Raw genomic sequence first — 21650 nt, forward strand, 5'->3', positions numbered from 1 at the left:
AAAACGTTGCAGTCTGATAACCTGTGAGCTTTTCCCGGCCCACAAACTTGCATTCAGGATAATCAATGCTCCTAAACAATGAACGGTTTCCCCTGATCCTCGCGCTCGTGGCAGGGGCCGCCATGGTCGCCCTGACAGCCTGGCAGGGTTACCGTTTCTGGCAAATGGAAGGCCAGCAGGGGCAGTACAATAGCGTACAGCCACTGGTTTCCGACCCGGCGGCCGGTCGTGAGCCACCCAGCGTGGACCTGTCCTCCCTGGATCTGTTCGGAGCCGAATCCGGCGAAAGCGCGCCGGTAGAAATGGATACCGAGAACCTCCCGGAAACCAACCTCCGACTGTTCCTTCGGGGCGTTCTGGCCGCAGATGGTGATTTTCCGGGTAGCGCGCTGATCGAAGATGACAAGAGCAAAACCGAAGCTTACCTGGTGGGTGACGAACTGCCCGGTAATGCGACACTGCGCTCGGTACATCCGAACCGGGTGATCATTGAACGTTCCGGCAAACTCGAGAACCTCTATTTCCCGGAATCCGAAGACCGCAGCGGCATGTCCTTCACAGCCGGCCAGCAGGAAGAGCCCGCGCCTGCCGTCCAACAGGCTGCATCCCCCTCACCCTCGAGAGTGCCCGCTTCCGCCAACAGCGATGAACAGCGCCGGGAGGAAATCCGCCGGCGCCTTGAGCAGCTCAGGGAACGCCTACGGAACAATAACTGAGGCGCGCTATGGAAACGGCCGCTACCCAGATACGCCGACGTTCCAGTCTTCCGCCTGCGTTACTGTTGCTGGTGTCCATTGTGGGTGCCTTTGAACTCAGCTCCGGCTAGTCAACTCCTTCTTCAACCGGGTCACTTTTGTCGGCGATATCCGTCACTGGGGCGAAGAAGACTATTGGGCAACCCCGGTGAAATTGCTAACCACCAACGGCGGCAATTGGGAGGATTTCTCCATCGCCAAATACCTGACCCTCAAGTCCATGGGCGTGCCCGATGACCAGCTGCGGATTGTGTATGTCAAAGCCCTGGAGTTGAACCAGGCCCACATGGTGTTGGCATGGTACCCGGAGCCGGACGCAGATCCGTTGATCCTGGACAATCTTATAACTTACATTAAAACTGAATTTCAACATACTGATATTTAATCTGTTTACAGATTCAATGGCGAAGGTCTCTGACTCAACCAGTCGGGCGGAGCGCGTACCCATATCGGGGAAGCCGGAAGGCTTTCCCGGTGGCAGGACCTGAACAGTCGACTGACAGAATCTCTCCGGCCCTGAGGTCCATTGCGAAAAATCTTCTGGCGGCAAATGACAGCGCGACTGGCGCCAAGCGACATCTGCACAAGGCGCCGACCCGCTAGAATGCTTCACATTATTTCTTAACCCGGAGACTTAGACACATGCGACGCTGGAACGGCTGGGGCGACGAGGGATTCAATCTGGCAATGCCGAAACAGGGCCAGGACTTTCTGGCATCGCGCATCGGAAGTTGCCAGCCTCTGGCGGACGCGACCCTGGAATCTGTTTGCGCAAAAGTACCGGAAACCCGCCTTAGCCGGCCGGCAGAGCTGGAATCGCTGATTGATACAGGCCCGGAAACACGCGTGCGGCATGCCCGCGGCCAGAGTCTTGCGGACTGGCTGGCCATGCGCAGCGGCGAGTTTGGCGTATTCCCGGATGGCGTTACCTACCCCACCACCAGCGAAGAGGTTCAAACCCTGCTCTCCTGGGCCGCGGAGCAGCACATTCACCTGATTCCCTACGGAGGCGGCACCAGTGTCGCCGGGCACATAAATCCGGTGGATAAAGGCCAGCCATTGCTGACCGTGGACATGAGCCGGATGAATCGCCTGCTGGATCTGGACCCGGACAGCCAGATCGCGACGTTTGGTGCGGGAACGCCCGGGCCACTGGTAGAGTCCCAACTCCGGGCCCATGGCTACACACTCGGGCATTTTCCCCAGTCTTTCGAGCTTTCCACCGTCGGCGGCTGGGTGGCCTCCCGATCCAGTGGCCAGCAATCCCTGCGCTATGGCCGCATTGAACAACTCTTTGCCGGTGGCCGGGTCGAAACCCTTAAAGGCACCCTCACCCTGCCAACCATACCCGCCTCCAGCGCCGGCCCGGATATCCGGGAAATGGTTCTGGGCTCCGAAGGCCGTATCGGACTGATCACCGAAGTGAAGGTTCGGGTAACCCCGCTTCCGGAGCACGAGAGCTTTCATGTGGTGTTTTTCCCGGACTGGCACAGCGCCCGCACCGCCAGCCGCTTGCTGGTGCAGAACCGCACCCAGCTGTCCATGCTCAGGCTCAGTAATGCTGTAGAGACCGAAACCCAGCTCGCTCTGGCCGGCCATCCCCGACTGATCGGTATGCTCGAGCGCTTCCTGTCGCTCCGCGGCGCGAGAGACGGCAAATGCATGATGACCTTTGGCGTCACCGGCACCCGGCGCCAGACCAGGAACGCCCTGAAAGAGGCCCGCAGTATCTGCAAGGCCCAAAACGGCATCTATACCGGCACCCGGCTCGGCGACAAATGGGCGGCCAAGCGTTTTACCATGCCCTATCTGAGAGAGGCTCTCTGGCAGATGGGCTACGCGGTCGACACTCTGGAAACGGCCACTGACTGGGACAACGTCGATAATCTGCTGGGTCTGATCGAGACCAACCTGCGTGACGCCCTGAAAGACCAGCAGGAGAACACCCATGTGTTCACCCACCTCTCCCACTTCTACAGCCAGGGCTGCAGCATCTACACCACCTATGTGTTCCGGGTGGGCGACAGCTACGAGGAAACTCTCGCGCGCTGGCAAACGCTCAAAACCAGCACCTCTGAACTGATCGTGAACAACCGCGGCACCATCAGCCATCAACACGGTGTCGGCAAGGATCACGCCCCCTATCTGCCGGTGGAAAAAGGCGAACTGGGAATGTTGGCTATACGCTCCCTGTGCAGCACCTTTGACCCGGACGCGATCCTGAACCCTGAAACACTGGTGAAATGAGCGCGACGCTGAATGGGAGCCCCAATATGACCCGGACTGAAATCCTTAATGCGCTGCGTTCAGGGACCAACGAGTTTGATGTGGTGGTGGTCGGCGGCGGTATTACCGGCGCCGGCGTGGCCCGGGAAGCAGCAGGCAGCGGGCTGCGCACGCTCTTGGTGGAACAGAAGGACTTTTCCTGGGGCACCTCCAGCCGCTCCTCGAAGATGGTGCACGGTGGCCTCCGGTACCTGGGCAGCGGGCATTACGGTCTTACCCGGGACGCCGTGCGCGAGCGGGAACGACTGATGGCGGAAGCACCGGGGTTAATTGAGCCCCTGCGCTTCATCATGCCGCACTTCAAAGGCCAGTTCCCCGGACCGCGCCTGTTTCAGACACTGCTTCGGGTTTACGACTTTATTGCCCGCAACCGGAGCCGCCACTTTCTGACCCCGGCCGAATCCATGCTCTGGGTGCCGGGCCTGACGGGCGAAAAACTCGCCGGCGCCAGCGGTTTTACCGATGCGGTCACCGACGACTCGCGATTGGTCCTGCGCCTGATTGCCGAAGCCCGGCGGGACGGAGCCATGTGCCTCAATTACACACGAGCCGATGAAATAAAGCGCAGCAACGGCGATGTATCCGGCTTGCTGATTCAGGCAGAGGAAAACGATACGCCCATTGAGGTCTTCGCGCCCCTGGTAATCAATGCCACCGGTGCCTGGGCAGATCGACTGCAGTCCAGCAAGACCTCTGAAGACACCATGCACATTCGGCCCCTGCGTGGCAGCCATCTCGTGCTGCCCTGGTCCAGCCTGCCGGTGTCCTGTTCGGTTTCCCTCTTCCATCCGGAAGATGGCCGCCCGGTGTTTGCCTTCCCATGGCTGGGCACCACCGTTCTCGGCACCACCGACATCGACCATGAGGGCAATCTGGATCAGGAGCCGGTGATTTCTGAATCCGAAACCGCCTACCTGCTTGAGATCGCCTCACGATTATTTCCGGGCAGCCCCATTACCCGAAGCGACATCCTTTCAACCTGGGCCGGCGTGAGGCCGGTGGTAACCGATGGCACGGGTAAGGCACCGTCCAAGGAAAACCGGGAACACGCACTTCGGGTGAATCGGGGGCTGGTCAGCATTGCCGGCGGCAAGCTCACCACCTTCCGGGTCATCGCCCGCGAGGCGCTCACCCGGGGGCTTGGCGAAGACGCCAGCAAGGTTCTGCGGCGAGCATCCAAACCGGTGTTCCAGAGAACAGAATACCCCTCAAGGCCAGCCGCCATTAGCCATCAGTGCTGGCAGCGACTCCAGGGGTTCTATGGCCCCGAGCTTGAACAACTCGTTGCTTCAGGCCCTATGGAGCCTGTCACTCCGAACCGGACCTCCGACCTGCTCTGGGCAGAGCTCTGCTGGGCATGCCAGCATGAAGATGTGCAGCATCTGGATGACCTGCTTCTGCGACGAACACGGTTGGGCCTGATCCTGCCGAATGCTGGCAACGCCCTATTGCCAGAGATCCGCAGTCATTGCCAGCCTCTGCTTGGCTGGGATGACCAACGATGGGAAGAGGAGCAGGCCCGCTACCTGGCCATCTATCACAACGCCTACTCGCTGCCGCCCGGGGAGGCCACTGATGCCAGCTGACCCTCTCATCCTGGCCATAGACAATGGCACCCAGAGCGTCAGAGCGTTGCTGTTCGATACCCGTGGCAATCTGGTGGGCAAAGGCAAGCAGGACATCGAGCCCTATTTCTCGAGAGAACCCGGCTGGGCCGAACAGCACCCGGACTACTTCTGGGAGCAACTCGGAGAAGCCTGCAAGCTGCTCTGGAATTCCACAGATGCGACACCGGACCGGATTGTCGGCGTCACATTGACGACCCAGCGGGGCACCGTCATCAACCTGGACGAAAACGGCCAGCCCCTACGACCAGCGATCATCTGGCTCGACCAGCGCCACGCAAAGGTAGAAGGCCCCGTCAAAGGGCCCTGGGGATGGCTGTTCAAACTTGCCCGGCTGGAAGGCACCATCAACCGGTTCCGGGAAAAAACCCAGGCCAACTGGATTGCCCAGAATGAACCCGAGATCTGGGCCAAAACCCGTCATTTTCTGCTGCTGTCTGGATATCTCAACTTCCGACTTACCGGGGAGTTCCGGGACTCAACCGGAAGCCAGGTCGGATACCTGCCCTTCGACTACAAAAAGCACCGCTGGGCCGGCCCGAGGGATTTCAAATGGCAGACCATGCCAGTCAAGCCCGCCATGCTTCCGGAACTGGTATCGCCAGGGGAAACATTGGGACATCTGACCAACGAAGCCTGCCAGCACCTCGGCCTTACCAGAAGCCTGCCCGTGATTGCCGCCGCCTCAGACAAGGCCTGCGAGATTCTCGGCTCCGGCGGGCTGACGCCAGACACCGGCTGCATGAGCTACGGCACCACTGCAACCATCAACACCACGAACCAACGGTACGTGGAACCGATCCGGTTGATGCCGCCCTATCCTTCAGCTCTGCCCGGTCATTACTCTACCGAGGTGATGATTTACCGGGGTTTCTGGATGGTGAGCTGGTTCAAACAGGAATTCGGTCAGCGGGAACAGAAAATCGCGGAACAGCGAGGAATAGAACCCGAAACGCTGTTCGATGAATTGGTTAAGGCCGTCCCGCCGGGCTCCATGGGCCTGATGCTGCAACCCTACTGGTCACCGGGTGTGCGCCAGCCAGGGCCAGAAGCGAAAGGCTCCATTATCGGGTTCGGGGATGTGCACACCCGCTCGCACATATACCGGGCCATTCTCGAGGGGTTGGCTTACGCACTCCGTGAAGGGAAGGAGAAAATCGAAAAGCGCAGCGGCGTCGAGATCAAAAAACTCAGGGTTGCCGGGGGCGGTTCCCAGAGCGATGCTGCCATGCAACTGACCGCCGATGTGTTCGGACTCCCGGCCGAAAGGCCGCACACTTATGAAACCTCCGGGCTAGGAGCAGCCATAGACGCCGCCGTGGGGCTGGGCCTTTATCCGGATTTTGATATCGCTGTCGCGAACATGACGCGGGTCGGTGACGTATTCCATCCCAACGAAGAAACCCGGGCCCTTTACCAACGGCTGTATAACGAGGTTTACCTGAAAATGTACCCCCAACTGCAGCCTCTGTACCGAAAAATCAGGGACATCACGGGATATCCGGCTTGAGAGGCCAGCACCTTTTGTTCATCAACCCCCAACCAATGGCTATATTTAAATGACATTTGGTTATGCTATTTTGAAATTGCATTGATTAACCAAAGACAACGAGGGACGACAAATGAAGACGACAGGAATTCTGACCACCGCCATGTTCAGCCTGGCGTTCGCCGGCACCAGCCTTGCTCAGATGGACGTTGAGGATCAGATCGAGGCTCGTCAGGCGGCGTACCAGTTCATGTCCTGGAATATGGGCAAGATCAAGGCGCAGGCAGTAGACGAGGAAGTGGAGTTCAACGCGCAACAAATTATGGCGGCAGCAAACGCCATCGCCGCGACAGCAAATTCAGGCCTTGGCGCTCTTTATAGCCCCGACTCTTCGATGGACAAGGCCGACGATACCCGTTTGAAGCCCGAATTCTTCGAACAGCCTGAAAAAGCGCGGGAAGTTGGCGGCAACTTTGTTCGTGAAGCGAATAAATTGCAGGAAGTTGCGGCCAATGGTGACAAAGCCGCCATCGCCGAGCAGTTTGCGGCGGTCGGCAAGAGTTGCAAAGCTTGCCATGATAACTTCCGCGCCGACTGATCCAGCCAGCGATTACCAGCCAAGATCCTGAGGTGCAGGCTCAGGTGCTGGCGGCGGAGGAATAAACTCGCCGCTGGCAAGCCCGACCAACACAGCACTTAGACAGAACGCAGCAACAAACGCTCCAATCCCTCCACCTTCCGCACTTCTACCAAGATGGTCGCTTATTGATTTTTTCCCCGTCACCATCGGCTTGATCAGATTGTTCTTCCGCACCAGCGTATAGAACATCACTGCCCCGATGTGCAGGGCAACCAAGCCATAAAGGAACCATTCAGACTGTCTATGCCAACCGCTGAGCGTGTCGCTCAGATCCGATGAAATCAGAGGATAGAGTGGTCCGTTGAAAGAAATCTCATCGTTCGCAAACAACCCCGTGACCGCCTGAAATCCAAACAAAGCGATCATAGCCAGAACAGACAGTGCACCCAGTGGATTATGCCCTGCGCCCTGCCATTTGCCCTGGATGTAAGATTTGAGATCCCCGGGACCCGGTAAAAAAACCGAGAACCGGGCATAGGTCGATCCAATAAATCCCCAAATCAGGCGGAAACTCAGCAGCCCGACCGCTGCAAGGCCGAACCGCTCGTGCCAGACCATCCATTCTCCGCCGAGCTTGATCGAAACCAGGGAGCCGCAAACCGCTATGACCAGCAGCCAATGAAATGCTCTCAACGGCAGGTCCCACAGGCGAATACTTGTCATGGCGCCTCCCGGAAAACGGTCAAACTCTTACGACTTACGGGACACTTCTTCTGCCACCATCTCGGCGGTTATCGCGGACAGTGTCCAGCCCAGATGGCCATGCCCCGTATTATAGAACACTGTCGGCAACCGACCAGGCCCGACCCGAGGCATCATATTGGGCATCATTGGCCGCAATCCGGCCCAAGGCACTACCTTGCGCGTACAGACACCGGGGAAGCACTGCTCAACCCAATGGGTCAGCGGGCGGATCCGGTCGTCTTTGATATCGCGGTTGTAACCGCTGAACTCGGCGGTACCGGCAACCCTGAAACGGCCATCGCCAAGGCGACTGGTCACGATCTTGGTCGCATCGTCGAGCAGGCTGACCGTCGGCGCCGCTTTTTGCGACTCCTCGTCGTCCAGTTCAACGGTGATGGAGTATCCCTTCACCGGGTAGATGTTCACCCGATCCCCCAGCTTTTTAGCCAACCCTCGACTGCCAACACCCGCACAAATCACCACGCCATCAAAGGTATCGCGGGTTTGTTCTTCGCCATCGTGCGCGGTGACCCAGGCATTGCGCTCGTCTGCGCTCAGTTCAGTAACCGTTTGGCCGTAGCAGGTTTTAACACCAAGCCTCTGAATGACATCGGCCAGGCCGTTAGTGAACTTGTGAATATCACCGGTGGAGTCACTCTCGGTGAAAAAGCCGCCGTAGTAGTTGCCTGCCAGCGTCGGTTCGATGGCCTTCATTTCTTCCGGCGTGACTGACCGACGCTCCAGGCCACCTGCAGACAGCAGCCGTGACACATTCGCAGCGTGATCAAACCCGGTCTTGTCGCGATAAATATGCAGGATGCCCTGCTTCTTGAGATCGAAATCAATCCCCTCCTCTTGCGCCCACGCAAAGAGATGGTCACGGGCAGCAATGGCCAGTCGGGCAGTTTCCGTGGTGTTTTTCTCGTACTGGGGAATGGCGGCAATGAACTCGGCGAACCAGCTCAGCTTGTGCCAGGACGGCTTGGGATTCACCAACAGCGGCGCATCCCGCCGGGACATCCACTTGATGCCCTTCATCACGGTCTGCCAGTTGTTCCAGACCTCCGCGTTAGAGGCGGAGAGCTGTCCACCGTTGGCAAAGGACGTTTCCATCGCCGCATAGCGATGTTTCTCGTAAACCGTGACGTCAAGCCCGCGCTTGGCAAGGGTGTAGGCGGTGGTAATACCAGTGATACCACCGCCAATTACTGCGATTCGCTTCATTCCAATCTCCGTGAGCGCCCAGGGTTTCCTCTCTGCTCGAAATGGCAGAAAGCACCCCTTCCGTCACGGGACCTGAGAGATTCACGGGCCGTTTCAGCGAAACAGGCCGCTTGCTCCTTCGGTGTGCCGACTGACGCGATTGTCGACAGCTCTTCGGAAAGTATTCATGTCAGCGGTCCTTTTGCCTGAGAGTTTCCGGGGCAGTTGCTCCTTCGGCGCTGATCGCAAGCGATGCAGTCTCTCCCGCAGACATGTCTGATTGGTAATAAAACCCAACCCACGGTCGTAAACATAGCAAATAACCCGGGGGCAGGAAACCAGCCGCTGCACAGCCCCGGCCGGATCGGTTAAGGTAAAGGGTATGAAACACCCCTCGAAAACCCGCAAACAACTCCAGCAGCACCTGGAACAGGCTCGCGACTATGAGCAATGGTGCGAGGCTGCAACCGCGCTCGACGACATGGACGGCCTGCTGGCCTGGCGCGAGCAGGAAGAGACCGGAATGCTGCATGAAAGCCTTATGCGAAAGCACATGGGCCTCATGGACCATTGCAGGCAGAATGGCGACACACGGCGGTTGATCCGGATACTCCAGGAGAGCCTCTACCGTCACCTGGGCGAATTATCCAATCCGGACCTTTACACCGTTGCACGCAGCGGCACCAATCGATTGGTGGGTGAGTTCCTTGATGCCGTGGAAAAGTCCATGGCGTTTATCTGCGAGCACCCCATTCCGGAGGTTTCGACCGCCCGCAAGCTGAAAATGTTTCGGGACGCCGAAAGAGTCTATGGCCGGCCAGCCCTGATGCTCAGCGGCGGGGCGGCTTTCGGGATTTACCACATTGGCGTTACCCGGGCGCTCTGGCGCCAGGACCTGCTGCCGGATGTGATGGCCGGCTCCAGTATGGGCGCGATAGTGGCCGGCGCCATCTGCACACGGGACGAGAAGGAGCTGGCAGACTTCTTTAATCACCCCGAACTCATTCATCTGAATGCGTTCCGCTGGCTGGGCGTGGCGGAAGGCCTACGGGCAGGCCACGCCATGGACCCCGGCCAACTGCAGGAACATATTCAGCACAACCTCGGGAGTGTGAGTTTCAAAGAGGCGTACGAACATAGCCGCCGCACGCTGAATATTTCGGTCTCCCCTACTCGCACCCAGCAAAAGCCCAGGCTACTGAACTGGCTGTCCTCACCGGCCGTTCTGGTGGATTCAGCAGTCATGGCCTCGTGCGCGGTTCCGGGCATCTTCCCGCCGGTAGTCCTTCAGGCGCGGGAATCGAACGGTAGCCGACAAAGTAGCGTGCCCTACATGCCGACCGAAAGCTGGATTGATGGCAGCGTGCATGGTGACCTGCCACTAATGAGAATGGCCCGCCTGCACAACGTGAACAAAACCATCGTAAGCCAGGCCAACCCCCATGTGGTGCCTTTTATCAGCCATCATGACCAGAGCGGCGTGACCGCCTGGGCCAAACGAGCCGCGCTGTCTCTCGCACACGGCCAGATTGCCACGGCCCTGAAACTGACCAAGCAGAGCCCACACCCTGGCATCATACGGCCGCTCATCGAACAGGCCCACGCCATGACCAGCCAGCAATACCTCGGGGACATCAACATTCACTTCCCGCCCAAGGCATCTCTTTACCGAAAGGTTCTGGCTAACCCAAGCCCTGAAGACCTGGAGATGTATATAAATCTCGGGGAGCAGGCCACCTGGCCACGACTGGCGATGATCAAGGATCAGACAAGGATCAGCCGGGCGTTCGATCGCTGTATCACCAGGCTGGAACACGATGTCGAAAAAGAAGGCGGGCAGGAGTCAAAGCGCTAATCGGGCCTCTTTCCTAACCCTGCTCAAACTCCCGAACCAGCTCTTGCAGAAAATACAGACCAGCGGAACTCAAGAAGCAGCGCCCTGCACCGGCGCGAAACAGCAGATTGCGTTTATCCAGATAATCCAGGGCTTCCGGCAACCCTTTTTCAAACCGGGCCGCCCTGAGAATCTCCTGGTATTCCTCATCGCCCGCCAGAGCTTCGAGATCCTGCTCATTCAATCCGGCATCGGGCCGGCCAAGGTATTCCAGATCCCTACCGCTACGCGCGAAATAACGCCCGATCAGCAGCAAGATCACCTGCACCCGGAAGGCGTTCTCATCGTGCTCTTCATTCTCATCGTCACTGCTTTCCTTGAGAAAGAAAAACGCACCGGTTTCGTTGAACACCAGCTCGCTGCCAAGGTGCTCGTAAAAAGTCCGGAAGTGAGACAGGTGGTTATAAAGCAGATTGTAGAACGGATTGGCACGCAGCTCGGAGCGGTTGCTGTCCCAGACATCACGCACAATCACCCGGCCGGCCTGGAATTCCCGGTAGATTGCCGCGCTCTGGGCTGGGAGGATTTGCTCGAAGCTGCTAGAGCTTTGTGCATGATCGGCGGATTCGGTGGTATCCATCGCGTCGGAGAATTCAGGCATGCTGTTGCTCTTCTTGATTGATCGGGGCGTTGCTTTCAGTAGTTTCCAGATTTTCCAGACGGCGCCTGCGGTAGACAAACTGCTCGCCGTCTGACGACTGATCAAGGATTCGGAAACGGTTGGTCGTGACCACCTGCAGCCCTTCTGGTGGCGAGTTGACCAGGCGGTTCAGGGCCGCCAGCAAATCCGGGAAACGGTAACCGGGGATAAAGCCATCCAGGCGGCCGTGCAACTCACGCACCAGGTCCATGGTCGGCCGCAGCTCGAGGGTTTCCAGCCATTGATACAGCTGGTTGATGCGCTCAACGTCAATCCGGGTGTGACGCCCGCTGCCATCCACCTGCTGCAGAACCGGCACCTGTGCCTTACGCTGGAGGTCGTTCAGTCGCAGCTCCAGTTCACTGAACAACAACTGATAATAGCTGGACGATTCACCGAAGGCGTAATGTTTCGGCCGCTGCTGGGCCCGCAGGCCCACCAGAAAACCGGTGCTGCGGGCAAAGTCCCCGCCTTCCAGCCACTTTCGTTTCAGGCTGAGGGTCTCGGTGTCGCCCTTGAGTTCCTGCAGTTTGCCGTAGAAATGCTGCATGGCGTTGTACTGGACCATGCCCTGGCGCGTCTTGCGCAGGAAGTGTTCCACCTCCTGGGCCACAGCCTGAATCGGCTTGTACAAGGCATTGAGGCTGATAGAGGAACGGAACAACTGGTCCGCCAAACTGTGGTCGCCATGGCTTTCCAGCAACCGAACCATGGCTTCCAGGGTCTCGAACAGGTTGCTGCCATCGGGCAGCCGCGTATCCGGGTTCAGAAACACCAGGGTCGGCTTGATGTGGCGTTCATACAGGGTAACGATCTGCTCGAACAGGTTCTGACGGAACTCCAGGAATTTCTCGGGTGCCCGGCTGGCGTCGCCGGACAGGTCCGCAAGCTGCGCACTGATGGTCTGCATGCGCAGGACATTCTGGCGTAGCAAACCGATAAGTTGGCTCACCCGCTCGTTCAGGTCGTCACGCAGCTCGGTGTAGTCCGGGTCCGCGTCGCTGAAACTGCTGGTTTCCAGCCGATTGCGCACGTCCCGAAGGGTTACCAAATGGCCGCGCAAGCGAGCATCGGTCAGTTCCTGATACAGCGACGCGTTGCAGGCCCGCATCAGGTTGATCAGGGCATCCTGGAACACCAGTCGTCGCTCACCATCAGCCTTGATGATGTCGATCACCAGACCGCTGCGGAACAGATTGTCGGTGTTCAGCGAAAAACGCACCCGATCCCGGTCGGCGTTGCCAAGGGTGCGGGTGTAGTCCATCACCTCGGCCACCAGATCGCTCTCCCGGATATACCGGGCTTCGTTCCGGTCCATCCGCTCAATCATCCGGAACAAAATCTTCGGGTGCTCGAACAATAGTCGGGTGGTGTCCAGAGTGCTGAAGCGTTTACTCATCCACCGGCTCCATCAGGCTGGCCTGAGCCTGATCAGCCCAGTGACTCATAGCCTCGCCGCTGGTGAAACCTTCCGCCCCGCCCCAGAACACCAGGGTGCGCTGCGGGCTGTACGGCCGTGCCGTGCGCATCTGCCCGACTTCCAGATGTCGACCGATCAGGTAAATCACTTCCGCGCTGGCACTGTGGGTGGCGGCAGAGAACAGGTTGAAGCCCTGCTTGCGTAGGCGCTCCAACAGTGACGGCATCTGGCTGATGTCCACGCTGGCCAGTTCGTCCAGCACCATGGGGAACGACAGCTGCACGCCGGGATACAACACCCGTTTCAGCAGGCGGTACACCAGCTCCAGATTGATCAGTGCCGTGGTGGAGGTGGACTGGCCCTTCTTGTCCAGGTTCGTGGCGTTTTCCTTGCGGGTACGGTAGGAAATGCCGGTGATCACCCTGTCCATGGTCAGGCGCTTGCTGCCGCCCTGCTCTCCGAAAAAGTCTGCCACAAACACCCGCAAACGGTCATAGAACGCATCGGACTGAAGTTGGTTGCCATAGGGGTCGATGTTGTTGGCTTCTTCCACCAGATTGCGGAATTTCGGATCGGTGTGGATATCCACCCGGATTTCCACCAGGTCGTTGATGCGCACTCCGTCCAGTTCCCGGTTCAGCTGCGCTTCAAATCGGGCAATGTGTTCGTGGTTGGATTTCAGGGCCTGCCGGTAGCTCGCCACGGTTTCGTTGTGGATACCAACCTGCTGCTCCAGCACACTCCAGCGCTCCCCCATGCCGGCAAACAGGTCCGACAGGCTTTTGAACGTTTCCCGGATGACCGATGACGCCGGGCCGTCTTTCTGCAGCTCACCTTCGGCGTCTTCATGGATGCCCAGGTAGACGAACTGACGCAGGTGGTCGAGGATACTGCGGCGGCGCTCTTCCAAATCGTCCAACTGGGTTTGCAAGTCGTCGAACGCGGCGACAGACACCTGCTCCATACCCAGTGGCTGCTCGGCCTCCACGACTTTCAGATGCGGGAAACGGTGCTCCACGGTGCCAACGCTGCGGCTAAGGCCCGCCAGTTCTCGCTCTCGCTCTTCGATACGCTCTTTCTCGGCCCTGGCTTTGGCGGCCTTCTGCTGAACAGCATCCTGCTTTTCCTGCTCCAGCCGGGCCTGTTCTTCCAGCTTGGCGAGCTGTTCTTCTGCCGCCTGCTTTTCTTCAGTGGCGTCCCGCAGGGTGGTCGCGGCCGCCGGGTAACGCTGGAGCGTTTCCAGGTCTTTCTCGATGGCACGGATTTCCTTTTCCGTGCGTTCGATCAGGCGGGGCCGGTCGTGCTCCTGGTTGGCCGTATCCGCCAGCTCGGAACGTTCCTTTTCCAGCCCATGAAGCTCACCCTCAATATGCCGACGCTGCTCTGCAAAGTCTGTCTGCCGGGCCGGCTGAGTCGGGAATTCCGTATCGAACCAGTCAAAGCCTTTTTCAGTGGGCACAAGCAGCCGCGCAAAGGCTTCAATGGTGGCCTTGGTGTCGGCATCCAGATCCTGACCCGGACTGGCCATCACCAGTTTCGAATCCACTGCCCGCAAAGGCGCTGCGGTGGCTTCGTCCAGTTGGTTCTGCAGCTGCCATTGTTGCTTGCTTTCTTTTTCCCTCAGGGATTCATGCTTGCGCTCAAGCTCCTGCTTCTTCTTCTGGATCTGCTCCAGCCGGATCTCCGCCTGGGCGGCACTCTTCAGAGCGGCCAAGTGCCCTTTCTTGCTATCGAGCTCCTCTTTCTGGATCTCTTCGATTTCCTGCAGGGTCATTTCTCCATACTGGGACACCAGCAGCTCGCCATCTTTCTGATTCTGCTCTGCCTGCTTGATGCGACGGTCGGCGGAACGGATCTCGCCCTTCAGGCCGCTGGCATCCTGCTCCAGTTTTTTCAGAGCCTGCAGCACATGGCGCAGTGTGTCGTTCTGTTCATTGAACGCCTCCACCGCGGCTTTGCGCCTGGCGCCAATGTCTTGCAAGGCATTGCTCACTCCATCCCGAAACGCGGCGAAGTCGTGCTGGCTGCGAAGCAAGGTCTGGTAGGACTGATAATCCTTTTGTAGCTTTTCAAACCGTGAGCGCTCTTTCTCGATTCTCGTAAGCTGAGTTTGTTGCTGCTTTAACTGATCATGGCGATTGAGAAAGTCGTCGATGTTGAAATCAAAGGCGTCGTCCGCAAACTTCTTGTCCGCCTCGATGATGCTGGCCACTGCATTGGACATGGCCTGATCGTCTGCCTTCATCTCAAACAGCAGCAAGATCAGCGTACGCAGCGACTGCACCCGGCGTTCGTCGGACTCACCCAGGGGCAGCACCGAATAGCGCACCGCATCAGCATTCATCAACTCGCTGCTGTACAGCATCTGTTTGAGTTTGGCGGGGTCATTCACCAGCCGGGTTTCTTTGGAAAGCTTTTTCAGCGCCTCCGATAACCGGCTGAACGACAACTCCGGCACTGCCTGGCCAATACCGTCTTCATCATCACCGTTCCAGAACAGGGGCCGCAGCTGGTCGTAGCCCACCGGCACAAACGCGCGGCCATAGCTGAGCTGACTGGCGCTGTCCCGGAACAGAATCTGGCAATGCACCCCGGCCGGGTTCTCGGCCTCCATGATCAGGAAACTGAACTGGCTCGGAAAGTAGTGCTGGTAGCTTTCCTCATTGGTGTAAAAGCTTCCGGCGCTGGCATTGCGGAAGGCAAATTTCTTGCGGCTGTTCTTGAAGTTGTTCTCGGGCAGCAGAAACAGCCGCAGCGAATTCAACAGGCTGGATTTGCCCAGGTTCCCCGGGCCGAGAATCAGGCCATGGTTATCCACCGGAATTTCCACGTAACAGAAGCCGGCGGAATCCACCAACACCAGACGGCGAATACCAAAGTTGAAATTGCCTGGGCTCCCCTGGGAGTCACTCATCCAGAATTATCTCCTGTTCCATGAATTTGCCGGTCGTTCGAAACGCCTCGGCCAGGGCCACAAAGCCAAGCCCTCCCGCCAGCGATATCGCCCTTGTAAACCGTTCGGTGCTGTCCGGTAACTTGCAGAACCGGGCCAGCCATGGCTGCCAGTCACGCGGCTGAACAAAGGTGGCTTTGTCACCAAGATGGGCTGCCATCGTCGAGAACATTTGCAGACCACCGGCATCATAATCGAATGCGCAGAATACTTCTTCGTAACCCTTCAACCAGTCGAGAATCGCGCCCCGGGTAACGCGGTTACCACCGCCCAGAACCACGTCACAATTCATCAGCCGCAAATGAACGCCCAGTGTTTCACTGGCAAAGTCGAGCATCTGCGAATACTGGTAGAAATTCCGCTCATTCTCCACCACCAGCACCGAACGGGCCGGCTGGAAACCGATATCCACCGATTCCGTTCCTATTACAACTACGTCCGGCCGGCTGGACGCCAGCCCCTGATGGTAAACAAGAAGAAAGCTGACCTCGGTGCCATGGCGGTGGGAATTACCCTTTTTCGCGGCGTCAAGCCGGCTTACCGGCGTTTGCGCCACATCCTGCAACTCAGCGAAAGCGCTCTCATCCAGAATCGTGACAAGCCAACGGTTGGTTTTTACCTTTTCCGCCGCAAACAATTCCCTATGCCGGCGCCTAAACGAATCCGGAAGTTTTTTCAGGAAAGCTTCATAGTTGATGGGCTGGCCACGGAGGATTTTATCGAGATAGTCGTTCAACAGCTCACCACAATCACTCTGAACACAGTTTATGAACGTAGATTTGAGAGTTAGTGTAACGCTATCAGGCGCCTACTGTATCGGGAACTTTTCATCCAGACTGTTACCCGGAATCTCTGAAAAGCGGGTAAAGGAAAACCAATGAAGGACACACACAGTAACAACCGCGGCAACCCTATCCTGGTTACGTTCGATACCAAGGGCGAGCGATTGGAATGGGACTCCCTGGGTGATCAGGTAATGGGCGGACAGTCTGATGGCGAGCTGATTCATTCTGACGGAGGAGTCGGCCTCTTTGACGGCACCGTGCGCCTGGATAACGGCGGCGGCTTTGCCTCCGTTAAAGCAGACTTTCCGGAACCCATCGATGCCTCCCAATCGACAGGCATTGAATTGCTAGCAAAGGGCGACGGCAAAACCTACAAGATCGGGCTCCGAAACAGCACCAACCGGCGAAGCATTGTTTACCAGCATGCATTCACCCCGGATACAGCAGACTGGAGCCGCATACGCCTGCCGTTCAGTGAATTCATCCCTACCTGGCGCGGCAAAACATTGACCGATGAGGCAGCACTGAATCTTTCGTATCTGGCTTCAGTGAGCCTTTTCGTTTCCGGGCGACAGGTTGGTGAATTTCAACTGAAGATGCAGGATTGGGTTCTGTACTGATGGAGCTCAACCGGCCATGACTACAAGCACCTTCGCCTTGAACCTGCAACGGCCATTCAACCTGCGCATGACGGTGGAAAGCCACGGTTGGTGTCAGCTTGCGCCCTGGCACTGGGACGGAGAGCGTCTTGAGCGAACGGTAAGGATTGACGAGAACGCGGAATGGGCCCGGGTCCACCAGCCCTCTCAAGATCAGCTTCTTATCGAAACATGCTCATCAAGCACCGATGCGGTTTCCGAAAGCGTCTCCCGCTGGCTGCAGTTGGACTGGGATCCCTCAGAGTTTCTTGCACTTTGCGACAGGAACGATCCGGACATTGCCCGCTTCATTCGGTCCGGTGGCGGCCGATTACTGCGCGGAGACACCTTCTTTGAGGATCTCATTAAAACGGTTTGCACCATCAACACCACCTGGAAGCAGACCAAATCCATGGTCGCCTCTCTGGTAGGCCTGGGCGGCGGCCTGTTCCCTGAGCCTAGGGAACTCCAGAGGATTGGCCCCGAGCGTTTGGCCGAAGAGTGCAAACTAGGGTTCAGAGCCCGGACCGTCGATACGGTGACCGATCAATTACTCCAGGATCAAGCCATCCAGAACAATGGCTCTGCCCATGGTGACATGGTCGACTACGACTACCTGATTTCCCTGAAAGGCATCGGCCCCTATGCTGCTGCTCACACCATGATGCTGATGAGAAATTTTGAGACGCTGCCGGTCGACTCCGAAGTCAGCGCCTATCTGCGCCAACAAGGGTTTGACCCGAAGTACGCCCAAAGCGCTTTTCAACACTGGGGCAAGTATCGGTTTCTCGGCTACAAGCTCAAGCGAATTGTCGATAAAGCAAACTGGATTGGGGATTGATGCAATGACCAAACTCGCCCTGGTAACCGGTGCCAGCGCCGGCATTGGCAACGAGACCTGTGCCCTCTTTGCCAGCAACGGCTACAGGGTTGTCGCCCTGTCCCGACAGCCAACCGGCGTCGAGTCTGCCGATCTGGAGCTGGCGCTGGATCTTGAGTCCTTTGAGCAGATCGAAGGCCTTGCCGGAACACTGGAGACGGAAATTGCGGCAGCCGAGCGGGTTATTCTGGTCAACAACTCCGGTTACGGGCAGTTCGGGGCGCTTCGAGACCTGTCCGAATCCATGTGGCAAAAGCAATTCAGCACACACGTATTCGGCCCCATAAAACTGGCGGCCGTCTGCCTGAGACTCTGTGAGCAACACGGCATACCCTTGCGGGTCATCGCCGTAAGCTCAGTGCTCTCCATCGTGCCCCAGCAAATGAAAGGCGCCTACTGTGCCGCCAAATCCGCGATGAACACCGCTCACGAGAGCTTCTGGTTTGATGAGCAGGGTAGCAAAAGCCTGGAAAGCGTCTCGCTGGTGCTCCCGGGGCCCGTGAAGACCCGGTTCAGGGAACATGCCCTGGCCGCTTTGCAGCCCGTGCTGGGGCGAGCGAGCGCGGTGCACCGAGAAAAGTACCAAGCCATGGAAGCAGCGCTCGCGCCAGGCGCCAGAATAAAGCCGTTTACAGCCAGTGCGTCGGATGTTGCCCAAAAGATCTATAAGGCTGCAGAGGCGAAACGGCCCAAGCCTCGATACCTGGTCACTCCACAGACTTATGCTGCCGAATTTATCACCCGGTTTATTCCCCGCTCGATCCAGAGAATCATCTTTAGGTAAGACGGGCCTTTTTCACCCGCCGGGCCTGGCCCATTTCATCCTTCAGGTAAGCCCCGATCGCCTTGAAAATGCCCAGATCCGGATCAGCCTTACCATCATCCGCCAACCGAAAAATCTGCTGGTAGTACCAGGCCTGGCCACCCAGCACGTTGATTACTTTGAGTGGCATCAGCGGACTGGCGGGCGAGAAAAATCCCCGCTGGGCAAGCTTGACGTGATCTTCGTGGCAAACGGTCTTATCGATGCGCCCTTCAAGCAGATCCATAGGCGTATCTGGATCCGTGCAGAGTGGCCGGCCAAGGCCAATCACGTCGGTTTCGCCATTAGAAATAGCCTCTTCCATAAACGCACGCGTTCGGAATCCACCGGTGACCATCAGCGGGCAATCGCAAACCTCACGAATCGTCTGGGCGTAATCCAGAAAGTAAGCTTCCCGCTTGCGAGTGCTTTCCCGCATGGCCGGCCCATCGCTTGCCGTGTCTGCATCACCACTGTACCCGAGCAGCCGGGGCTGTTCGTAGGTGCCGCCGGACACCTCCAGCAAATCAATACCCTCTTCATTGAGCCAGCGCACCACGTTCACAGACTCATCAAGCGTAAAGCCACCCTTGCGAAAATCGTCGGAATTCAGCTTTACCGCCACCGGAAACTCCGGCCCCACAGCAGCGCGAGTCGCCCGCACCACCTCGAGCAGGAAACGGGCTCGATTCTCCAGCGACCCACCCCAGCGATCGGTGCGCTGGTTGGTGACCGGCGACAGAAAAGACGACAGCAGATACCCATGGGCCCCGTGTACCTGAACGCCCGTGAAGCCCGCCTCCTTGGCGATCCGGGCCACATTGGCAAAGCGCTGGATAAAGTCGAGGATCTCCGGCTCCTTAAGCGCCCGTGGGCGGGCATAGTTGCCCATCAGCGATAGCTGGACTTCCGACGGCCCCATTGGACGCGTGGTCACGTAACGCGGCGACTGGCGACCGGCATGGGAGATCTGCATCCACAGATGGTTGCCGTTACGGGTTCCCGCTTCCGCCCAGGCACGCAACTGCGCCATACCCTCCGGCTCGCCTTCGGCCGGCGCAGGATCAATCGCCACATTACCTGGCCGCTCTAACACCCGGTGATCAATCATCACGTTGCCGGTAATCAACAGCCCTGCTCCGCCATCGGACCAGCGACCGTAAAGGGTTTCATGGCGGTGAGTGGCATGGAGCCGGTCGTCTGCCAGCCCTTCGGTCATGGCGGCCTTGGCAAGTCGGTTAGGCAAGACCGCACCACAGGGAAGTTTCAGAGGTTCGGCGAGGGGCGATTCGGGCATAGCTTCATCCTGATGGTTTTGAGTGTGTAAATTTTCCGGGTTAAAACATCAAGCCAACCATAAGCATAAATGCCCACGCCGGCACGGCTTGTTCCAGGTCGTCACCTTGCCGTATTCTTTCCCGTCGACAGCGCAAATTTAAACACACGCCGCAATCAAAGGGATTGTCTTTATGTCACTGGAAAAACACGACCTGATTCATGAATTCCCCGAATCAAAAGAAGCCATTCATCACCTGAAAACCAGCAACAATCATTTCGCGAAACTGTTTGAAGAGTACCACGAGGTAGATCATGCAGTTCACCATTTCGAGGGTGGTGCAGAGAACACCTCTGACGAACACTTGGAGGACCTCAAGAAACAACGCCTCAATCTGAAAGACCAGCTTTCTGGCATGATTCGCGAGTACAAATCCTCGTCTGAAAAATAGAAGTGACCCGGCAACTATTCCCCGGGCTCGGGCGAAAGCTCTCAGCTCGCGCCGGGGCTCTGCCCCTTTCCGCGAACACTCCTAAAAAGAATCTAAACCGCGATTTACCGCATCAATAGCGCCGGCCAGATATCCCGTAAACTCACGTGACCACTCACTGCCAATTCCGGTTACTCGGTTAGCCCATGCACCTGAGCTCGGCGACAAGGCAGGCATAGGGTGATTGCCCGAGGATCTTTCATCTGTATCGGTGGCGGTATAAATCTCCTTAGCCCAGTCCTTGATAAATTCTGCCTCTGGATTCTCCGCTTGCGAACCAAACAGTCGGACGAACTGTGTGCGGCAGGCAGTAATAAGCTCTTCCTCGGAAACACGACGGCGCACGTCAGCGGGCACACCCAGGAAACCAAACAAGGCCGCCTTCCCTCCCTGAGTGGAGGCATCGTGGATCTCAACCATCGGCCCGAGCGCACTTCGAGCTTCCCCGGATAACCCTTGATCTCGCCAGAAAGGCCGATCAAACACGGCAATATATTTTGCGTGAGGGGCCATCCAGGTATCTGTCGCCTGCCATTGCCTGGCAAGTTCATCCGGTAAGGCAGGCGAAAAAGTTAGCTGAGACTCAACCAATCGGGGTGGCATTGCCAGCAACACATGGTCAGCACTGTAGCTCACGGTTTGCCTTTGAGCATCTTCGCCCAGTAGCTCGATAGAGGGCTCTGAAATGCGCAGGCTGCGAACCGTTTGGCCCGTCACAACCCGCACTGGATCAAGCCGCTGATACAAAGCATCAATGAGCGAATACATGCCACCGGCGATTCGCATTGAGGGTGGAGAGTTGACGTACCCACCGGTCCGCTGAGGGGGCTGATTGGATGAACGCTCCAGAAGCATATCGCCGGTTTCAAATTGCTGAAAGGTCTCTAACCCGAGCTCATCCACCAGTTGCGCCATATCGGTCTGGAATGCAGGCCAGAACCAGGCGGGGCCCAGATCGAAGCCCTCACCCGACACATCAAATTTACCCTCAGAGTGGATCGTAGACGCAATCCGCCCACCAAGAACGTCCCTCGCCTCAAGAACGACATAGTCTTTGATGCCTTTTTTCTCAAGGACATAAGCGGCATATAAACCCGCCAGGCCGGCGCCAACAATGGCGACGCGCACGTTTTGCATGAATAAACTTCCTATGATGATCGTGATGCTTCGGTGAGTAGCCTGATACGCGC

18 protein-coding genes, 1 pseudogene and 1 riboswitch are annotated in these 21650 nt (G+C 57.7%); of the genes and pseudogenes, 11 read left to right on the forward strand and 8 right to left on the reverse strand.

The genetic code is table 11. The features are described 5' to 3' along the window. The first annotated feature begins 65 nt into the window (after positions 1-65). The 6 genes and pseudogenes from CFT65_RS12530 to CFT65_RS12555 all read left to right on the forward strand — a co-directional run bounded on the left by CFT65_RS12530 (position 66) and on the right by CFT65_RS12555 (position 6753). Positions 66-716: a type II secretion system protein N gene (locus CFT65_RS12530; RefSeq protein WP_088828473.1), complete on the forward strand. Its 651-nt coding sequence runs from the start codon at positions 66-68 to the stop codon at positions 714-716. Positions 717-724: 8 nt separating this feature from the next. Then, positions 725-1275 (forward strand): annotated as a pseudogene (locus tag CFT65_RS19460) (transglutaminase-like cysteine peptidase). Positions 1276-1397: 122 nt separating this feature from the next. Further along, complete coding sequence (locus CFT65_RS12540; RefSeq protein ID WP_088828474.1) at positions 1398-3002, forward strand: FAD-binding oxidoreductase; 1605 nt, start codon at positions 1398-1400, stop codon at positions 3000-3002. Positions 3003-3028: 26 nt separating this feature from the next. After that, positions 3029-4627 (forward strand): glycerol-3-phosphate dehydrogenase/oxidase, encoded by a 1599-nt coding sequence (locus CFT65_RS12545; protein ID WP_088828475.1) that lies wholly within the window; start codon positions 3029-3031, stop codon positions 4625-4627. Continuing rightward, positions 4617-6176: an FGGY-family carbohydrate kinase gene (locus tag CFT65_RS12550; RefSeq protein ID WP_088828476.1), complete on the forward strand. Its 1560-nt coding sequence runs from the start codon at positions 4617-4619 to the stop codon at positions 6174-6176. Before CFT65_RS12545 ends, CFT65_RS12550 begins: the two co-directional genes overlap by 11 nt. A gap of 112 nt (positions 6177-6288) precedes the next feature. After that, positions 6289-6753, forward strand: coding sequence for a c-type cytochrome (locus tag CFT65_RS12555; RefSeq protein ID WP_088828477.1), 465 nt, complete (start codon positions 6289-6291; stop codon positions 6751-6753). Between the two features lie 12 nt (positions 6754-6765). Here the strand turns inward: CFT65_RS12555 and CFT65_RS12560 are convergent, their stop codons facing one another. Further along, positions 6766-7458, reverse strand: a complete 693-nt coding sequence (locus CFT65_RS12560) for a cytochrome b/b6 domain-containing protein (RefSeq protein ID WP_088828478.1) — start codon at positions 7456-7458, stop codon at positions 6766-6768. 27 nt (positions 7459-7485) lie between these two features. Further along, on the reverse strand, positions 7486-8703 hold the full coding sequence (locus CFT65_RS12565; RefSeq protein WP_088828479.1) for a D-amino acid dehydrogenase: 1218 nt from the start codon (positions 8701-8703) through the stop codon (positions 7486-7488). Positions 8704-8866: 163 nt separating this feature from the next. Continuing rightward, positions 8867-8959: riboswitch (glycine riboswitch) on the reverse strand. Positions 8960-9064: 105 nt separating this feature from the next. Between CFT65_RS12565 and CFT65_RS12570 the strand changes: the two genes are divergently transcribed. Further along, the gene (locus tag CFT65_RS12570; RefSeq protein WP_088828480.1) at positions 9065-10537 is read left to right on the forward strand and encodes a DUF3336 domain-containing protein; all 1473 of its coding nucleotides are present in this window, start codon (positions 9065-9067) and stop codon (positions 10535-10537) included. 13 nt (positions 10538-10550) lie between these two features. Here the strand turns inward: CFT65_RS12570 and CFT65_RS12575 are convergent, their stop codons facing one another. The 4 genes from CFT65_RS12575 to CFT65_RS12590 are packed head-to-tail and all read right to left on the reverse strand — an operon-like array spanning position 10551 to position 16325. Further along, positions 10551-11177: a condensin complex protein MksE gene (locus CFT65_RS12575; protein WP_228705850.1), complete on the reverse strand. Its 627-nt coding sequence runs from the start codon at positions 11175-11177 to the stop codon at positions 10551-10553. Further along, the gene (locus CFT65_RS12580) at positions 11170-12615 is read right to left on the reverse strand and encodes a hypothetical protein (RefSeq protein WP_088828481.1); all 1446 of its coding nucleotides are present in this window, start codon (positions 12613-12615) and stop codon (positions 11170-11172) included. The genes CFT65_RS12575 and CFT65_RS12580 overlap by 8 nt, the downstream gene beginning before the upstream one ends. After that, positions 12608-15550 (reverse strand): hypothetical protein, encoded by a 2943-nt coding sequence (locus CFT65_RS12585; RefSeq protein WP_088828482.1) that lies wholly within the window; start codon positions 15548-15550, stop codon positions 12608-12610. Before CFT65_RS12585 ends, CFT65_RS12580 begins: the two co-directional genes overlap by 8 nt. After that, a complete protein-coding gene (locus CFT65_RS12590; protein ID WP_088828483.1) occupies positions 15543-16325 on the reverse strand; it encodes a hypothetical protein in 783 nt (260 codons plus the stop codon). The genes CFT65_RS12585 and CFT65_RS12590 overlap by 8 nt, the downstream gene beginning before the upstream one ends. Before the next feature lie 141 nt (positions 16326-16466). Here CFT65_RS12590 and CFT65_RS12595 point away from each other — a divergent pair, with 141 nt between their 5' ends. From CFT65_RS12595 to CFT65_RS12605, 3 genes are read left to right on the forward strand one after another with little or no spacing between them, the layout of a single operon-like run. Beyond that, positions 16467-16994 carry a CIA30 family protein gene (locus CFT65_RS12595; RefSeq protein ID WP_088828484.1) on the forward strand — a complete coding sequence of 176 codons (528 nt, stop codon included), beginning with the start codon at positions 16467-16469 and terminating at the stop codon, positions 16992-16994. Positions 16995-17010: 16 nt separating this feature from the next. After that, positions 17011-17853 carry a hypothetical protein gene (locus tag CFT65_RS12600; protein WP_088828485.1) on the forward strand — a complete coding sequence of 281 codons (843 nt, stop codon included), beginning with the start codon at positions 17011-17013 and terminating at the stop codon, positions 17851-17853. A 4-nt stretch (positions 17854-17857) separates the two neighbouring features. After that, positions 17858-18676: an SDR family NAD(P)-dependent oxidoreductase gene (locus CFT65_RS12605; protein ID WP_088828486.1), complete on the forward strand. Its 819-nt coding sequence runs from the start codon at positions 17858-17860 to the stop codon at positions 18674-18676. On the opposite strand, the gene CFT65_RS12610 is transcribed toward CFT65_RS12605, so the two are convergent. Beyond that, positions 18669-19991: an NADH:flavin oxidoreductase/NADH oxidase family protein gene (locus tag CFT65_RS12610; RefSeq protein ID WP_088828487.1), complete on the reverse strand. Its 1323-nt coding sequence runs from the start codon at positions 19989-19991 to the stop codon at positions 18669-18671. The genes CFT65_RS12605 and CFT65_RS12610 overlap by 8 nt on opposite strands. Positions 19992-20163: 172 nt before the next feature. Between CFT65_RS12610 and CFT65_RS12615 the strand changes: the two genes are divergently transcribed. Continuing rightward, positions 20164-20421: a YdcH family protein gene (locus tag CFT65_RS12615; RefSeq protein ID WP_088828488.1), complete on the forward strand. Its 258-nt coding sequence runs from the start codon at positions 20164-20166 to the stop codon at positions 20419-20421. A gap of 81 nt (positions 20422-20502) precedes the next feature. On the opposite strand, the gene CFT65_RS12620 is transcribed toward CFT65_RS12615, so the two are convergent. Then, positions 20503-21597: a flavin monoamine oxidase family protein gene (locus CFT65_RS12620; RefSeq protein ID WP_088828489.1), complete on the reverse strand. Its 1095-nt coding sequence runs from the start codon at positions 21595-21597 to the stop codon at positions 20503-20505. Positions 21598-21650: the final 53 nt, after the last annotated feature.

Origin of the sequence: Marinobacter sp. es.048 (genome assembly GCF_900188435.1) — a bacterium.
GTDB lineage: Bacteria > Pseudomonadota > Gammaproteobacteria > Pseudomonadales > Oleiphilaceae > Marinobacter.

Coding starts and splice junctions, on each gene's coding strand:
- CFT65_RS12595 (WP_088828484.1), top strand. CDS start 16,467: ATGAAGGACACACACAGTAACAACCGCGGCAACCCTATCCTGGTTACG.
- CFT65_RS12530 (WP_088828473.1), top strand. CDS start 66: ATGCTCCTAAACAATGAACGGTTTCCCCTGATCCTCGCGCTCGTGGCA.
- CFT65_RS12605 (WP_088828486.1), top strand. CDS start 17,858: ATGACCAAACTCGCCCTGGTAACCGGTGCCAGCGCCGGCATTGGCAAC.
- CFT65_RS12560 (WP_088828478.1), bottom strand. CDS start 7,458: ATGACAAGTATTCGCCTGTGGGACCTGCCGTTGAGAGCATTTCATTGG.
- CFT65_RS12620 (WP_088828489.1), bottom strand. CDS start 21,597: ATGCAAAACGTGCGCGTCGCCATTGTTGGCGCCGGCCTGGCGGGTTTA.
- CFT65_RS12555 (WP_088828477.1), top strand. CDS start 6,289: ATGAAGACGACAGGAATTCTGACCACCGCCATGTTCAGCCTGGCGTTC.
- CFT65_RS12570 (WP_088828480.1), top strand. CDS start 9,065: ATGAAACACCCCTCGAAAACCCGCAAACAACTCCAGCAGCACCTGGAA.
- CFT65_RS12550 (WP_088828476.1), top strand. CDS start 4,617: ATGCCAGCTGACCCTCTCATCCTGGCCATAGACAATGGCACCCAGAGC.
- CFT65_RS12610 (WP_088828487.1), bottom strand. CDS start 19,991: ATGCCCGAATCGCCCCTCGCCGAACCTCTGAAACTTCCCTGTGGTGCG.
- CFT65_RS12615 (WP_088828488.1), top strand. CDS start 20,164: ATGTCACTGGAAAAACACGACCTGATTCATGAATTCCCCGAATCAAAA.
- CFT65_RS12565 (WP_088828479.1), bottom strand. CDS start 8,703: ATGAAGCGAATCGCAGTAATTGGCGGTGGTATCACTGGTATTACCACC.
- CFT65_RS12540 (WP_088828474.1), top strand. CDS start 1,398: ATGCGACGCTGGAACGGCTGGGGCGACGAGGGATTCAATCTGGCAATG.
- CFT65_RS12545 (WP_088828475.1), top strand. CDS start 3,029: ATGACCCGGACTGAAATCCTTAATGCGCTGCGTTCAGGGACCAACGAG.
- CFT65_RS12600 (WP_088828485.1), top strand. CDS start 17,011: ATGACTACAAGCACCTTCGCCTTGAACCTGCAACGGCCATTCAACCTG.
- CFT65_RS12580 (WP_088828481.1), bottom strand. CDS start 12,615: ATGAGTAAACGCTTCAGCACTCTGGACACCACCCGACTATTGTTCGAG.
- CFT65_RS12575 (WP_228705850.1), bottom strand. CDS start 11,177: ATGCCTGAATTCTCCGACGCGATGGATACCACCGAATCCGCCGATCAT.
- CFT65_RS12585 (WP_088828482.1), bottom strand. CDS start 15,550: ATGAGTGACTCCCAGGGGAGCCCAGGCAATTTCAACTTTGGTATTCGC.